This is a genomic window from Streptomonospora salina (assembly GCF_014204715.1).
Lineage (GTDB): Bacteria > Actinomycetota > Actinomycetes > Streptosporangiales > Streptosporangiaceae > Streptomonospora > Streptomonospora salina.
Genome location: NZ_JACHLY010000001.1, coordinates 3,540,246 through 3,553,734 on the forward strand (window position 1 = coordinate 3,540,246; position 13,489 = coordinate 3,553,734).

Sequence of the window (13,489 nt, forward strand, 5' to 3'; positions counted from 1 at the left end):
GAGGTCGCGCTACCCCGACGACCGCAGAGCGGGAGATTTCCCGGCGCCGGACGCGGCGCTCGGCCCGGGCTGCGCGGCGGGCGGATCAGGGCCGCACACGGCGCTGCACAGCTGAAACCGCGCCATGAATGTGAGGAGAATCACAATGGCCTCGCCTGGCGTACCGGCCGGTAACGATACTCGCGGCCAGGGGGCCGCCCGTCGGCGGAGCGTCGCCGTGCACCGCGCGCCGCGGCCGGAGCCGGCAGGAGCCGACGGTGTAGCGGCGCGGATGCGGTGCGTTCTTAACGCGGGCAATACAACCGCGAACGGTAATCTCGGCAACCGATGAGAAATCCGCCGCCGCCATCAGGCTCGTCCTGGTCGTCCGAACCGCAGGGGCCCGTCGGCCCGGAGCGGTCGGCCCACCAGCACGAGCAGGTCTGGGCGTGGCCGCCGGCGGCGGCAGCCCAGCACGCCCCCGCATGGGCGTGGCCTCCGCCGGCCGGACCGCGCCGCCCGGTCGGAACCGCCCGGCCCCCGGCCGGCGCTCCGTACCACCGCCTGGCCCGCACCCGCCGCCACCGCTGGTGGCGGCCGCCGCTGGCCGTCGGCACCGCCGTGGCGACCGTCGTGCTCGTCCAGGTGATCATCGCGACCGCCGCCGTGGTGGCCGCGATCGTCGCCGGCGTCGACGGGACCGGCGACGACATCTTCCGCTCGCCGCTGGCCAACGTCGTGCTGCAACTCGTCGTCATCGCGACGATGGCGCCGATCGTCCTCGCCGCCGCCTGGCTGATCCAGCGCCGGACCGTGGGGTCGGTGTTCTCGGTGGCCGGGCGGCTGCGTGTGCGGTGGCTGCTGCGGTGCCTGCTGCCGGCCCTGTCCGCGCTGGTGGTCTCTTTCGGGGTGCTGCTCGGCCTGCACCGGCTCTCCTCGCCCGATGCGCCCTTCGTCGGCGAGTACGCCGGAGGGCCCGGATTCGCCCTGACCATCGGGTTGTTCGTGCTGCTCGTGCCCTTCCAGGCCTCCGCCGAGGAGATCGCCCTGCGCGGCTTCTTGATGCAGGCCGTCGGCTCGATCGGGGCCGGGCCCGCCGAGTCCCGCGGAGCGAGACCGGTCTCCCGGTTCCTGCGCACCCCGGTCCTGGGCATCGTGATCAGCGGGACCGTATTCACCCTGCTGCACGACTACTCGGACTGGGGCCTGCTCGACGTCGCGGTGTTCGGCGTCGCTATGGCCTGGCTGACCTGGTACACCGGCGGGCTGGAGGCGGCACTGGGCCTGCACGTCCTGCACAACCTCCTGGCGTTCTCCATCACCGCCTACGAAGGCGGCCTCGACCGCGTCGCCTCCGGCAGCGGTTCGTGGCAGGGGGTCGTCAGCACCACGGTCGAGGTCGCCGTCTACTGCGCGCTGGTGGTGTGGACGGCCCGCCGCTCGGGTCTGAGCCGGTTCGCCCCCGAGGACGAGCCGGACGGGGACGCGCCGGGGGACACCGGAGCGCCCGACCAGGGTGTTCCTGCGCAGTGGCTGGAGCCGCGCGCCGACCGGCCCGGCGGCCCCGATGACGCTCCCGGCGCGTGGTACTCCGCGTCCGGGCATCCGCCCGGCTCTGCCGGCGTCCGGTACCGAGGACCGTCCGGCGGCTCCGGCGGGTCCGAGTGGACCGCGCCGGGATCGGGGGGTTAGCCGGGGAAGCGCTCGTCGGAGAGCGCGACCCCGGGACGGCGGTTCCCATGCCGCCGGTTCGGGGCCGCCGCCATCCGGGGCGGCTCCGGGACCGGCGGCGACAGCGGCGCCATCGCTTCGCCCCGATCGCGTTTCCGCACCGCAGGGACGGGTATCTTCCCGAAAATCATGAGGTCCGATCCTTCGTGTCCACGCTGCGGGCGCGCCGTCCACGCACCGGGATTGTGGTCGAGTGCGTGGCAGTGCGGCGCTCACGGCCCTGTCGCACCGCTCAATCCGGTGCGCGCACCCAACGCGGCTTCACTGGAGCTGGTTCTCGCGTCCACCCGGGTGCCCGTCTGGCTTCCGTGGCCGCTGCCGACCGGCTGGCTGGTGACCGGTTTCGCCGATGCCGGCGACGATCGCAGCGGAGCGCTCGGCACCGCCGTCGCGCTCTCGGGACCGGCGCCGCTGGGCGGCGTCGGCGAGATGGCGCTGGTGGCCGAGGATCCCGGCATCGGCCTGGGCGCGCGGTTGGCCGGGCTCGACGGCCCCGACCCCGGCAGCGGGTTCGGCGCCGGACCGCCCGACTCCAAGCTCCGCTACGACGGCCACGACATCGCGCTGTGGAGCGTCGAGACCGGGAGCGGGCGCGCGGCGTATGCCGGCGAGGCCTTCGCCGACTGGTTCTGGATCGTCTTCAGCGCCGCCGACACCGCCGTTCTCGTGGCCGAACTGGGCGACGTGCGCGACCTGCGCGACCGCCACGACGGCGGTGCGGCCCTGGAACCGCCCTTCGGCGCGCCCTCCCCGTTCCTCGCCTCGGCGTTGCAGCCCGCGTCCTGACGTGCTGCCGACCGGCGGTACGCGGGATCGTGGAATGATCGGCGCATGCGCATCGACTTGCACGCCCACAGCTCGGTCTCCGACGGCACCGAGCCGCCCGCCGACGTCGTCCGGCGCGCGGCGGCGGCCGGTCTGGACGTCCTCGCGCTGACCGACCACGACACCGTCGCAGGCGTCCCCGAAGCGACCGCCGCCCTGCCCGCCGGGACCACCCTGGTCCCGGGCATGGAGCTGTCATGCCTGCACGAGGGCGCGAGCGTGCACCTGCTCGCCTACCTCTTCTCCGCCGATCACCCCGAACTCGCCGCCGAGCTGCGGCGGATCCGCGACGACCGCGCCGTCCGGGCCCGCACCATGGTCGAGCGCCTGCAGACCGCCGGCGTCGAGGTCGCGTGGGAGCGGGTCCGCGCGCTGGCGGGGGTCCCCGACACACCCGCCGCCGGCGAGACCGGGCAGGCCGGCGGGGCCGGCAGCAGCGTCGTCGGGCGCCCGCACATCGCACAGGCGATCGTCGAAGCGGGCGCGGCCGCCGACGTGCCCGAGGCCTTCGACCGCTGGATCGGCGCGGGACGCCCCGGCTACGTCGCCCGCTACGCGCTCGACGCGCTGCGGGCGGTCGAGCTGGTGCGCGCCGCGGGCGGTGTCTGCGCCGTCGCCCACCCCGCCCGCGGCGAGTCCGCCCCCGACGGAGCGGTGCCGATGCGGCTGATCGAGGAGATGGCCGAAGCCGGGCTCGGCGGCGTCGAAGCCGACCACCCGGCGCACGACGACGATGAGGCCGCCTACTGGCGCGGTGCGGCCAAGCGGCTCGAACTGGCGGTCACCGGCTCCAGCGACGACCACGGCGATCTGACCGGCCACCGGCTCGGTTGCCGGACGACCGCCTTCGAGGAGTACGCTCGCCTGACCGAACCGGCGACCGGATCCGCGCCCGTCACCGCCGAATAGGGCGGGTCGAGCGGCGCGAATGCCGCGGCCGGGGGGCTTATCGGCGGTTTAGCCGCCGAACGGGACACTCGTCAGTCGCCTGGCCGGGTACCCGTACCGCCTGCGGGGCGGTGACAATGGTCCCGACAACCACCAGTGCTCGAAACGGACAGCGAAGGGTCGGCACCGTGTTCTGGAAGCGGAAGGGCAAGAAGAAGGACGGCGATGAGGCCGAGGGCTCCGGTGCGGAGTCGGCGGTGACGACCACGAGCACCGACACCGAGGACGCCGAAGCCGCCGGGAACGAGCGCGAGGAGGAGTCCGGCGCGGACGCTGCGGAGAGCGCGGACGCCGCCGGGAAGGGCGGCGCCGACGCCGACGACGGCGAGCCCGCGACCACCGGGTCCGACGTCGCTGAGGCCGACGCCGACGAACACGACGACGACGGGGACGACGAGGAGTCCGCCCCGGCCGCGGCCCCGCAGAAGGGCGCGTTCGCCGACGACGGCGAGCCCGAGACCGCCGGCGCTTCGGAGGTCGACGACGAGGGCGTGCAGCGCCTGCGCTCCGTCGGCGTACTCAAGGCCGAAGACCAGGAGGTCGACGTCGTCAGCAACACCTGGATCGTCGACGTCGACGACGAGGGCGTCGTGGTGATCGACCCGGCGCACGACGCCGAGGCCGTCATGGAAGCCGTGGGCGAGCGCGAGGTCTACCTCGTGGCCTGCACGAACGGCTACAACACCCACATCGCCGCCGCCGTGGAGGTGGCCGAGCGCGACGAAGCCCCCGTCGCTCTGCACCGGCGCGAGGTCCGCGCCTGGCGGCGGGTGCACGGCGCCGAGCGCCGGCCCGACCTGGAGATCGAGGGCGGCGGCGCGCTCAAGGCCGGCGACGTCGAGATCGACATCCTGCCGATCCCCGGCACCTCCAACGGCAGCGTCGCCTTCTACATCTCCGAGAAGGGAGTCGTGTTCACCGGCGACTCCCTGCGCAAGGACGAGGTCGGCACCGTCGCGGGCGGCTACATCGACTTCACCCAGCAGCTGCACTCCATCGGCGAGATGATCCTGACTCTGCCGCCGGACACCCGCGTGCTGGCGGACAGCGGCCCGGAGACGACGGTCGGCGAGGCGTCGGAGAACTTCGACAGCTGGGTCGCCACCAGGTAGAGGACGTCCGAGACGGCGCACGTACCGGCGGGTCCGGGCTCGCGCCCGGCCCGCGGGTACAGCGCCCGCCGCGGCCGGGCGGCCGGGCGCCGCCATAGCCGGGGACCGGGGGCCCGCGGTCGCTCGCGGCGGCGGGTCCCGCCGGAGATCCCGGCGTGCGCTCTGCGGCGGGGCGCTCGTTCGGCCGGTCGGGCGCCGCTACGCGCCGCCGCGCTCGTCGGCCTCGACCTGGTTCCAGAAGGCGGTCAGCGCTTCGGCCGTGGTCTCGGGCGCCTCGACGTTGGGGGAGTGGGCCGCCCCCGGGATGACGACCCGTTCGGCGGCCAGGTGGTCGGCCATCGCGGACTGGGCCTCGGGCGGCCAGGCGTCGTCGTTCTCGCCGTAGAGCACGAGCATGGGCAGCTCGGAGCGGGCCAGCTCGGGGGTGCGGTCGGCGGCGTCGAGCAGCTCCTCCGCCATGCGGACGAGCGCGTCGGGGTGGTTGGCGACCATGCGTTCACGCAGGAACGCGTGGATTTCGGGGGCGACGCCGCTGGCCCTGGTGGGGGCGTCGAAGTGTTCGGCCCAGATCTGCTCCAGGCGGTCACGCGTGCGCGTGTGGCCGATGGCCGCCACGAGCCTGCGGGCGTCGGCGGCACGGGTGCCGCCGATGGCCGAGGGGCCCGAGCTCATCAGGGTCGACGACAGCAGCGGAACCGTCGCCGAGATGACGGTTTCGCGGGTGACCAGCCCGCCGAAGGAGTGGCCCAGCAGGTGCACGGGGCCGTCGTCCAGTGTCAGTGCGACTTCGCCGACGATACGGCCCAGCCCGACGCGGGTGTACTCCCCGGGGTCGACGAAACCGGGGGACTGGTACTGCCCCGGCATGTCCACGGCCGTTACCGCGCGCCCCGCCGACGCCAGCGTCTGCAGTAGCGCGATGAAGTCCTCTTTGCTGCCGGTGTAGCCGGGCACCAGCAGCGCCGGTTGCCGTTCGCAGCCGCCGGCGGCCGGAGTGGCCTGCAGGGCGGCGACGTCGCCCATAGGGGTGCGGATGGTGGTGTGCCGGACACCGGGCGGCAGGCCCAGGAATCGAGGAGTACTCACGTCGGATCACTATATGCGTCGTATCGGACCTGGGGCGCGCCAGCGTGCGCCTGCGGAGCCGGGCGACGGGGCCGGTGCCCGCCCGCGGCGGCGGGGCCCCGCCGGCGGTCCTGTTCCCGCACGCTCCGGCCGCGGCTCGCGGTTCGCGACCGGTGCCGGTTCCGCCCGATCCGCCGCGGTGGCGTCCGGGCGGTCGCTGTCTACTGCCGGGGGCTTAGCGGTCCTGGTCCTTGCCGGGCTGCTCGACACCGCTGCGGGTGCGCCGCCGGCGGCGCCGCCGGGGAGCGGGCGACTCGCCCGACCCGCCGCTCTGGGCCTGGGCCGCGGCACCGGAGCCGGTGTCGGCGCCGGCAGTGTCGCCGGAGGATCCCTTGGTCGCCGTACCTCCGCCGGTCGAACTGCGGGTGCGCCGGCGGTTGCGGGAGCGTCCGCTCTTGGCGCCGCCCTCTTCGCGTCCGCCCTTGCCGGCGCCCTTGCCGCCCTTGCCGCTGCGCTCGCCCCGCTGCCCGGTGTCGCCGATGTCTTCGACTTCCTCGGCCTCCAGACCTGCGCGCTTACGCAGATCGGCCGCCAGCCGCCCCTTGCTGCCCGCCGGGATCCCCATCTCCTCGAAGAAGTGCGGGGAGGTGGAGTAGGTCTCGGCGGGGTCGGAGTGGGCCAGCTCCAGTGCGGTGTTGATCAGCTTCCACCGCGCGACCTCCTGCCAACTGATGAAGGTCACCGCGGTGCCCGAACGCCCGGCCCGGCCGGTGCGGCCGGTGCGGTGGGTGTAGGTCTTCTCGTCGTCGGGGCACTCGTAGTTGACCACGTGGGTGACGTCGTCGACGTCGAGGCCGCGTGCGGCGACGTCGGTGGCCACGAGCACGTCGATCTTGCCGCCGCGGAACGCCCGCAGGGCGCGTTCGCGCTGGCTCTGGCCGAGGTCGCCGTGCACGGCGGCGGCCGCGAAACCGCGGTCCTTGAGGTCGGCGGCGACCTTGTCGCAGGCCCGCTTGGTCTGGCAGAAGACCATGGTCAGTCCGCGCCCCTCGGCCTGGAGCAGGCGTCCGAGCATCTCGGGCTTGTCCATGGGGTGGGTGCGGAAGACGTGCTGGTCGACGTGGCTGATACGGGCCTGGCTGGGATCGTCGTCGTCGCCGGCGCGCACGTGTGTGGGCTGGCGAAGGTAGTTGCGCGACAGGGAGACGATCTCGCTCGGCATGGTGGCCGAGAACAGCATCACCTGGCGCTCGTCGGGGATCTTGGTGAGGATCTTCTTGATGTCGGGCAGGAAGCCGAGGTCGAGCATCTTGTCGGCCTCGTCCAGCACGACCGCCGACACGTCGCGCAGGTTCAGGTGCTTCTGATTCTCCAGGTCGAGCAACCGCCCGGGGGTTCCCACGACGACGTCGACGCCGTCCTTGAGCCCTTCGATCTGCGGCTCATAGGCGCGGCCGCCGTAGACGGTGACGATCCGTGCTCCGATGCGCTTGCCGGCCGTGCTGAGGTCGGCGGCGACCTGGATGGCGAGTTCGCGGGTCGGGACGACCACCAGCGCTCCCGGGCGCTTCGCCGATCCCGGCACCTGCTGCACGCGCTGCAGCAGCGGCAGCCCGAACGCGAGCGTCTTGCCGGTGCCGGTGCGGGCCTGGCCGATGATGTCGGAGGCGGAAAGGGCGAGCGGGAGGGCGAGGGTCTGGATGGGGAACGGTTCGACGATGCCTTCGGCTTCGAGTGCGTCGGCGATGTCGGGGGCGACACCGAGTCCGCGGAAGGTTCGTCGTTCTTCGTTGATTTCTGCGCTTGTCAGGGCTCATGCCTCCTCTGGGCGGGCCGCTTCTGCGTTCGTGGCCGTGGTGTATGGCGGACGGGCCCGGAGCGGCCGGGCCGGGTGATTCGCGCGGGGGCCCGATGGACGGGCCCGGCCGGCGCGGCTCGGGGGTCGGCTAGGACCTCCGGCGCGGCCCGGCGGCGCGGGTCGATAGCTTTCTTGTGGCCGTCCGCCGCCTGTCGTGGCGTCAGCGGGGACCGGTAGGCGGGCGGGCGCGTGTGCGCGGAATTGCTGCACTGCACGCTCCTTGCCTGCCGTGGTCCCGGCAGTCCCGGCACGTTAGGCGGTCGACGCTGACGCTCGCTTCGCGTTCGCGGCGCCGATGACGGTCGTTGTCACGGTTGGCCGCGGCGCCCACCGCACGGCGGCGGGCGCAGAGGGCCGCGCGGTGACCCCCGCGCGGGACCGTGCAGCAGCCCGCCCGCGCCTTCCGGCGAACGGTGCGGCTGCGGCGGGGGTGCCGCGCGATGGCCGACTCGCGGCGGCCACTGCGACCGATTCTAACCTGCCGTTCCTCTGCTGGATATGCCGCTTTCGGGCACGGAGCGGAAGAACGGTGTCACGCTCGCGAAAAGCCGTCCTCGCGCTACAACACGCGCCCGCCGGGGAAAAGTCCCGATCGGCCGCGGCCCGCGGGGTCCGCGCGGGGCGATAACCTGGCCGCCATGACCAAGCGTGCTCGCAACCGAGGGGAGCCGACGGCCCGGGCCGTTCGCGCCGGGGCCGGGACGGGCGGTGCACGGTGAGCGAGGAGTGCGGCGCGGCCCCGGGGGCGGCCGCCCCCTCCGCCGCCGGCCCGGGCGTGATCGACCTGCTGGGTCTGCTGGCCTATGCGCGCCTGGTCGCCTTCTTCCGGCTGGCCGGCGACGCCGAGTTCGCGCCGACGCTGGCCAGCAAGGGCGCGCTCGCCGACCTCGCCGGCGCCGAGCACGCGAATTACCGGCGGCTGCACGACCGCCTCGCCGAATTGGGTGTGCAGCCGGAGTCGGCCATGGAGCCCTTCACGGCCCCTCTGGACGCCTGGCACGCGCGCACCGAGCCGCAGGGCTGGGTGGAGAGCCTGGTCAAGGTCTACGTGGGCGACGGCATCGCCGACGACTTCTACAGCAAGCTCGCCGAGCTGTGCGACGAGCAGACCCACGCGCTGGTGCGTGGAACCCTGGTGGAGTCGGGGCGCGCCGAGTTCGTCGTCGCCCGGGTGCGCAGCGCTGTCGCCGAGGAACCCGCGCTGGCCGGGAGGCTGTCGCTGTGGGCGCGGCGGCTCGTGGGCGAGGCGCTGAGCCAGGCGCAGAGTGTGGCCGCACAGCGGCCCGAGCTGGCGGCACTGCTGGCTTCGGGTGTGGGCAAGGTCGCACCGGGGGCCGGAGCCGACGGATCCGGGCAGGACGAGGGAGCGTCCGCAGCGGGGGCGGAGGCGACCGATCTGGCGACGGTCGGCCGCGTGTTCGCCGATCTCACCGAGAGCCACACGGCGCGGTTGGAGGCCTTGGGCCTGAGCACGTGACCGGACCCGCCGCACGAGTGCCCAGCGCCTGCATTGTCGGCTTTGTAGCGCTGTGTCCAGCGGTGTCAGGTCTGTGCCCTCTGAAATGGAGCGTCACGATTTGCTCTTGGTTTCGTATATAGTCGGTCGCGTTCTTGTTTCGTCCCCTGTCTGAGGTAGCTCTCCATGCGTCCTGGGTACTTCGCCGAAGGTCCGCTGGCCCGGCTGACTCGTGAGTTCGGACTGTTCGGCCCGCTGGGCGACTCCACAGAACCCTGGATGACCGCTGAGCTGGACCAGCACGCCGCTGCGGTGCGCGATTCGATCGGTGCCGACGGCGACAGGCTGACCGGCCAGGGCCTGTCCCGCTACCTCGACGGCTTCATGGACGGCTGCCGCGAACGCGGCTGGCACTCCTCCTGCGACGGTTACGACTGGGAGACCCTGCGCGTGCTCGCGGTGCTGAGGCTGGCGAAGGAACACGGCTTCGTCCGCTAGGTTTGGTCCCACTCTCACCCGAACCCGGGGACGGGTCCCGGCGCAGCGGCGCCGCGGACCGCGAAGTACCCCGCGGACGCGGTGACTGAGCGTAGGCTTGACCCTCCGGGGGTGGCCACGCGGCTCTCTGCAGAGGCGCATGCGAACCGGAGCGGTGATCGTTCCGGTGCCGCGGCGCCGGCCCGCAGCGGCGCGCGAGGGACCGCACTCCGGGACGAGTACGCGCGGTGCCGGGCACCGCAAGAAAGGAAGAGCGCATGGGGAGCGGCCGGCATGGTGCGGCGCGACCGCCGATCGGCGTCCTGGTTCAGCAGGAGCGCGTCGAATTCTCGCTGTTCACCTCGATCATCGTGACCGCCTTGGCGGTAATGGTGCTCATCGGCATCGGCTGGGCGGGCACGGCCTTCTGGCTCGCCGTCGTCCCGGTCGTGATCGCCGGGGTGCTGATCGTCCGCCGCATCAGCCGGCTCGCTCGCGACGAACTCGGCAACGACGAGCTGCTCTGATCCCGCCCGCCGCGCCGGCGGGCGGGAACAAGCAGAGGGGGCGGGGCCGTCGGACGGCCCCGCCCCCTTCGCGTGCGTGGGATCGGATCGCCGGCGCACGCGGCGCCGGCGCCGCGCTCACCGCTCGGGCGAGTGCGGCGGCTGATCACCGCCGGGGCGGCTGCCCTGCGCGGGGCCGCCCATGGTCGCGGTGTCCCGTGCGCCGGATTCGCGCGGCGCCTGCTGCGGAGCGCCCTGAGGGCCCTGTTGCATGGCGTCGGAACGTCCGGCGCGGTAGGAGTCCTCGCGCATCCGCCCGGTCTCCTGTTCGGCGAGCTGGAGCCAGTTGCTCCAGCGCTCCTGCATCGGCCGGACCAGGCCTCCGCCGACACCGACGATGACGACACCGGCGACGGTGGCCAGCACGGCGATCAGCACCGGCTGGGTGACGGTGGTGGCCACGCCGATCTGGTTCAGCGCGGCGATCACCCCGAGGCCCATGATGAAGACCCCGGCGATGTTGCCCAGCAAGCGGCCGTAGCTCACACCGGCCAGAGCGTTGGAGACGATGTCGCGCGCCGCTTTCGCGATCATTCCGGCCACCACGACGATGACCAGCGCGACGATGGCGAGCGGAATCCACGCGACCACGTCGTTCAGCAGCTGCGTGATCGGGTTGTTCGGCCCGAAGACGCTGAACGCGAACTGCAGTGTGACCAGCAGCAGGACGTAGTAGACGATCTTGCCGCACAGTTGGCTCGCGCTGTAGCGGCTGCGTTGGAAGTACTCGCCCACGCCGCTGCGGTCCAGCCCGCGGTCGAGTCCGACCTTGCCCAGTCCTTTGCCCACCAGCCGACCGGCGATCTTCGAGATGATCCAACCGAGGACCAGGATCACGAGGAATCCGGCCAGCAGTGGAACGAAGGAGGCGACGGCGCTCCAGGCGTCCGTTAGCCCTTGCTGGATGTTCATGCGATTTCACCCCCATGGCGCCCCGCCGGTACCCGGGTTTCGCCCCGCGTCCGCCCGGCGAAACCGAGACGACTCATACTCACAACGCCGATTACCCGGTTATGGACACGCCGAATCACCGGAGGGTGACTGGTGAACACATAAAGTAACTTTTTGCCGCTCCTTGGTCGGAATTTGACCAACCGCCACCGACGGTGCGGATGTGCCGCCGGCCGTGCGCAAGCGGCGCGGAGCCCGGAGCGGACGGCGGGAGGAGCCGCGGACGCGGCTCCGGGAGGCGACGGCGAGGGGGAGGCGGGGCGCGGAGGCCCCGGCCCCGGGCCGCGCGTCAGCCGCGGGTGAGGTCCCAACCGCTGATCCCGCGCCAGGCCAGCCGGGCGATCAGCTGCTCGGCGGCCTCCTGCGGGATGCTGCCCTCGTTGTTGAGCCAGTACCGGGCGCTGGTCTCGGCCATGCCCACCAGCCCGATGCTGAGAAGGTGGGCCTCCTCGTCGGAGATGCTGGTGTCCTGGCGGATGACGTCGCTGATCAGCTCGGCGCAGCGCTGCAGCGTCTGCTCGGTCTTCTCGCGCACCGCGGCGACGTTGCGCAAGTCGGACTCGAACACCAGCCGGAACGCTTCGCCCTCGCCGGCGACGAATTCGAAGTAGGCGCGGAAACTGGCGGCCACCCGTTGGCGGTTGTCGTCGGTGCTCTGCAGCGCCTCGCGCTGCTTGTCGATCAGCGCCTCGGAGTGCTGCTCCAGCAGCGCCAGGTACAGCTCCAGCTTTCCGGGGAAGTGCTGGTAGAGCACGGGCTTGCTGACGCCCGCGCGCTCGGCGATCTCGTCCATCGCCGCGGCGTGGTAGCCGTGGGCGACGAACACCTCCTGCGCGGCGGCCAGCAGTTGGCGCCGGCGGGCCATCCGGGGCAGGCGGGTGCCGCGCGGACGGGCGTCTGAAGGAGCTGTCACAGCAACACCCTCCGAACTCCTCGCGGCCTGGAGCCTGCCGCGCTCGACGACCTTGCCTGGAACGCCCGTTCGCTTCCGGATACCTTCGGCCTCGACCCGGCGTACCGCCACTATCTTACTCGCCCGTAGGTTCGCCCCCGCCAACGGCCCGGCCGCGCCCTCGGCGGGGCCGCCGCACCGACCCGTCCGCGGCGGCCCGCGCGGCGCCGTCCTAGCGGTATTCGTCTTCGTCGATCTCGACCTCGCGCAGCTGCTCGACGGCGTCGGCCTCGGACACCTCGTCCTCGGCGTCGAGCCGGCCGCGGCGCGTCCAATCCGCCTCCTCGGAGGAGACCTCGGCGTTCTGCTCGCTGAAATCGGCGTCGCCGGTCTCGATGGGGCGCTCGGCGTCGTCCTGAGGCTGGGACACAGCTTCCCCCTGCGTGGTCGGTTGGTGCCAACGGTACTCGCTCTGCGCCGCGCCCTCCCGGTTTCCGGGGCACGCCGACGCGGGCCTGCAGGCGCCCCTACCCGGCCTTGCACACCTACGCACGCGTTGTGGAGCATAGAGGTGCGGGCGGCAGCGCCCCGCGCCCGCATGACGAACGGCGAAACCCGCACGCCGGCGATCCGCAGGAGGCCGCACCATGGCCGAGCCCATCGACCTCTGGCCCGGCGAGCCGCTCGACCTGGGCGGAGGACGGCGGGTATTCGTCCGCCGCGACCGCGCCCCCGCACACGGCCGAGCCCGCCCCCGCGCCGTCTACGTCCACGGGCTCGGCGGCGACTCCACCAACTGGACCGACCTGATGGGCATCCTGCACACCGAATGGGCCGGCGAAGCGCTCGACCTGCCCGGTTTCGGGCACTCGCCGCCCCCGCCGGGCGGCGACTACACCGTCGACGGCCACGCCGGCGCCGTCGCCCGGCTGATCCGCTCCGGCGAGGAACCGGTCCACCTGATCGGCAACTCCATGGGCGGCTCCGCGGCCGTGCGCCTGGCCGCCGAGCACCCGGACCTCGTGAAGTCGCTGACCCTGATCGCGCCGGCGATGCCGGACCTGCGGCCGCGCCCGGTGCCGTACCAGATGGCCGCGTCGGTGATCCCGGTCCTGGGTCCGGCCGCCTACGGGCTGATGCAGCGCCGCCCGCCCGAGGTCCGCGTACAGGACATGTTCGCCACCACCTACCACGACCCCTCCTCGGCGCCGACACGGCGCGTCATGGAGGCGCTGGAGGCCGCGCGCGAACGCGACACCCACCCCCACGCCGAGACCGCGGTCCTGCGTTCGCTGCGCGGGATGGTCGCCGAGTACGTGCGGCGCGGGCGCCGCAGCCTCTGGCGGCAGGCCGCGCAGGTGCGGTGCCCGGTACTGCTCGTCTACGCGACCGCTGACAAGTTCGTCGACCCGCGGATGGCCGCCCGGGCCGCGCGCACCTTCCGCCGCAGCCGGCTGGTGCTGATGCCCGAGGCCGGCCACGTCGCGATGATGGAGTTCCCCGAGCGGGTCGGGCGCGAGGTCGCAACGTTCCTGCGCGGTGTCGGCAGCGGCGGACCCGGCCGGACGGAGGCCGCACCGGCCGCCGCGGCCTCCGCCGGCGGCGTCCCCCGCCGACCGTGACGTAGGC

13 protein-coding genes are annotated in these 13,489 nt (G+C 73.1%); 8 read left to right on the plus strand and 5 right to left on the minus strand.

Annotated features, from left to right (window positions below; genetic code table 11):
- Positions 1–327: 327 nt before the first annotated feature.
- The 4 genes from HNR25_RS16085 to HNR25_RS16100 all read left to right on the plus strand — a co-directional run bounded on the left by HNR25_RS16085 (position 328) and on the right by HNR25_RS16100 (position 4,595).
- Complete coding sequence (locus HNR25_RS16085; RefSeq protein WP_246463690.1) at positions 328–1,671, plus strand: CPBP family intramembrane glutamic endopeptidase; 1,344 nt, start codon at positions 328–330, stop codon at positions 1,669–1,671.
- A 168-nt stretch (positions 1,672–1,839) separates the two neighbouring features.
- Complete coding sequence (locus HNR25_RS16090; protein WP_184636340.1) at positions 1,840–2,496, plus strand: DUF6758 family protein; 657 nt, start codon at positions 1,840–1,842, stop codon at positions 2,494–2,496.
- Positions 2,497–2,541: 45 nt separating this feature from the next.
- Positions 2,542–3,444 (plus strand): PHP domain-containing protein, encoded by a 903-nt coding sequence (locus HNR25_RS16095; protein ID WP_184636342.1) that lies wholly within the window; start codon positions 2,542–2,544, stop codon positions 3,442–3,444.
- 167 nt (positions 3,445–3,611) lie between these two features.
- A complete protein-coding gene (locus tag HNR25_RS16100) occupies positions 3,612–4,595 on the plus strand; it encodes an MBL fold metallo-hydrolase (protein ID WP_184636344.1) in 984 nt (327 codons plus the stop codon).
- 198 nt (positions 4,596–4,793) lie between these two features.
- On the opposite strand, the gene HNR25_RS16105 is transcribed toward HNR25_RS16100, so the two are convergent.
- Positions 4,794–5,681: an alpha/beta fold hydrolase gene (locus HNR25_RS16105; protein ID WP_184636347.1), complete on the minus strand. Its 888-nt coding sequence runs from the start codon at positions 5,679–5,681 to the stop codon at positions 4,794–4,796.
- Between the two features lie 214 nt (positions 5,682–5,895).
- The gene (locus tag HNR25_RS16110) at positions 5,896–7,380 is read right to left on the minus strand and encodes a DEAD/DEAH box helicase (RefSeq protein WP_312862732.1); all 1,485 of its coding nucleotides are present in this window, start codon (positions 7,378–7,380) and stop codon (positions 5,896–5,898) included.
- A gap of 853 nt (positions 7,381–8,233) precedes the next feature.
- Here HNR25_RS16110 and HNR25_RS16115 point away from each other — a divergent pair.
- The 3 genes from HNR25_RS16115 to HNR25_RS16125 all read left to right on the plus strand — a co-directional run bounded on the left by HNR25_RS16115 (position 8,234) and on the right by HNR25_RS16125 (position 9,978).
- A complete protein-coding gene (locus tag HNR25_RS16115) occupies positions 8,234–8,995 on the plus strand; it encodes a ferritin-like fold-containing protein (protein WP_312862571.1) in 762 nt (253 codons plus the stop codon).
- 165 nt (positions 8,996–9,160) lie between these two features.
- Positions 9,161–9,472, plus strand: coding sequence for a DUF6401 family natural product biosynthesis protein (locus HNR25_RS16120; RefSeq protein WP_184636349.1), 312 nt, complete (start codon positions 9,161–9,163; stop codon positions 9,470–9,472).
- 257 nt (positions 9,473–9,729) lie between these two features.
- Positions 9,730–9,978 (plus strand): hypothetical protein, encoded by a 249-nt coding sequence (locus HNR25_RS16125; protein WP_184636350.1) that lies wholly within the window; start codon positions 9,730–9,732, stop codon positions 9,976–9,978.
- A gap of 117 nt (positions 9,979–10,095) precedes the next feature.
- Here the strand turns inward: HNR25_RS16125 and HNR25_RS16130 are convergent, their stop codons facing one another.
- The 3 genes from HNR25_RS16130 to HNR25_RS16140 form a co-directional block, all read right to left on the minus strand.
- Positions 10,096–10,929 carry a mechanosensitive ion channel family protein gene (locus HNR25_RS16130; RefSeq protein WP_184636352.1) on the minus strand — a complete coding sequence of 278 codons (834 nt, stop codon included), beginning with the start codon at positions 10,927–10,929 and terminating at the stop codon, positions 10,096–10,098.
- Between the two features lie 328 nt (positions 10,930–11,257).
- Positions 11,258–11,881, minus strand: a complete 624-nt coding sequence (locus HNR25_RS16135) for a TetR/AcrR family transcriptional regulator (RefSeq protein ID WP_312862572.1) — start codon at positions 11,879–11,881, stop codon at positions 11,258–11,260.
- Between the two features lie 211 nt (positions 11,882–12,092).
- Positions 12,093–12,290 (minus strand): hypothetical protein, encoded by a 198-nt coding sequence (locus tag HNR25_RS16140; protein ID WP_184636354.1) that lies wholly within the window; start codon positions 12,288–12,290, stop codon positions 12,093–12,095.
- 217 nt (positions 12,291–12,507) lie between these two features.
- Here HNR25_RS16140 and HNR25_RS16145 point away from each other — a divergent pair, with 217 nt between their 5' ends.
- Positions 12,508–13,482 carry an alpha/beta fold hydrolase gene (locus HNR25_RS16145; RefSeq protein WP_184636356.1) on the plus strand — a complete coding sequence of 325 codons (975 nt, stop codon included), beginning with the start codon at positions 12,508–12,510 and terminating at the stop codon, positions 13,480–13,482.
- Positions 13,483–13,489: the final 7 nt, after the last annotated feature.

Excerpts from the sequence above, each read along its gene's own strand:
- HNR25_RS16085 (WP_246463690.1), top strand. The coding sequence starts at position 328 with ATGAGAAATCCGCCGCCGCCATCAGGCTCGTCCTGGTCGTCCGAACCG.
- HNR25_RS16090 (WP_184636340.1), top strand. The coding sequence starts at position 1,840 with ATGAGGTCCGATCCTTCGTGTCCACGCTGCGGGCGCGCCGTCCACGCA.
- HNR25_RS16095 (WP_184636342.1), top strand. The coding sequence starts at position 2,542 with ATGCGCATCGACTTGCACGCCCACAGCTCGGTCTCCGACGGCACCGAG.
- HNR25_RS16120 (WP_184636349.1), top strand. The coding sequence starts at position 9,161 with ATGCGTCCTGGGTACTTCGCCGAAGGTCCGCTGGCCCGGCTGACTCGT.
- HNR25_RS16125 (WP_184636350.1), top strand. The coding sequence starts at position 9,730 with ATGGGGAGCGGCCGGCATGGTGCGGCGCGACCGCCGATCGGCGTCCTG.
- HNR25_RS16130 (WP_184636352.1), bottom strand. The coding sequence starts at position 10,929 with ATGAACATCCAGCAAGGGCTAACGGACGCCTGGAGCGCCGTCGCCTCC.
- HNR25_RS16145 (WP_184636356.1), top strand. The coding sequence starts at position 12,508 with ATGGCCGAGCCCATCGACCTCTGGCCCGGCGAGCCGCTCGACCTGGGC.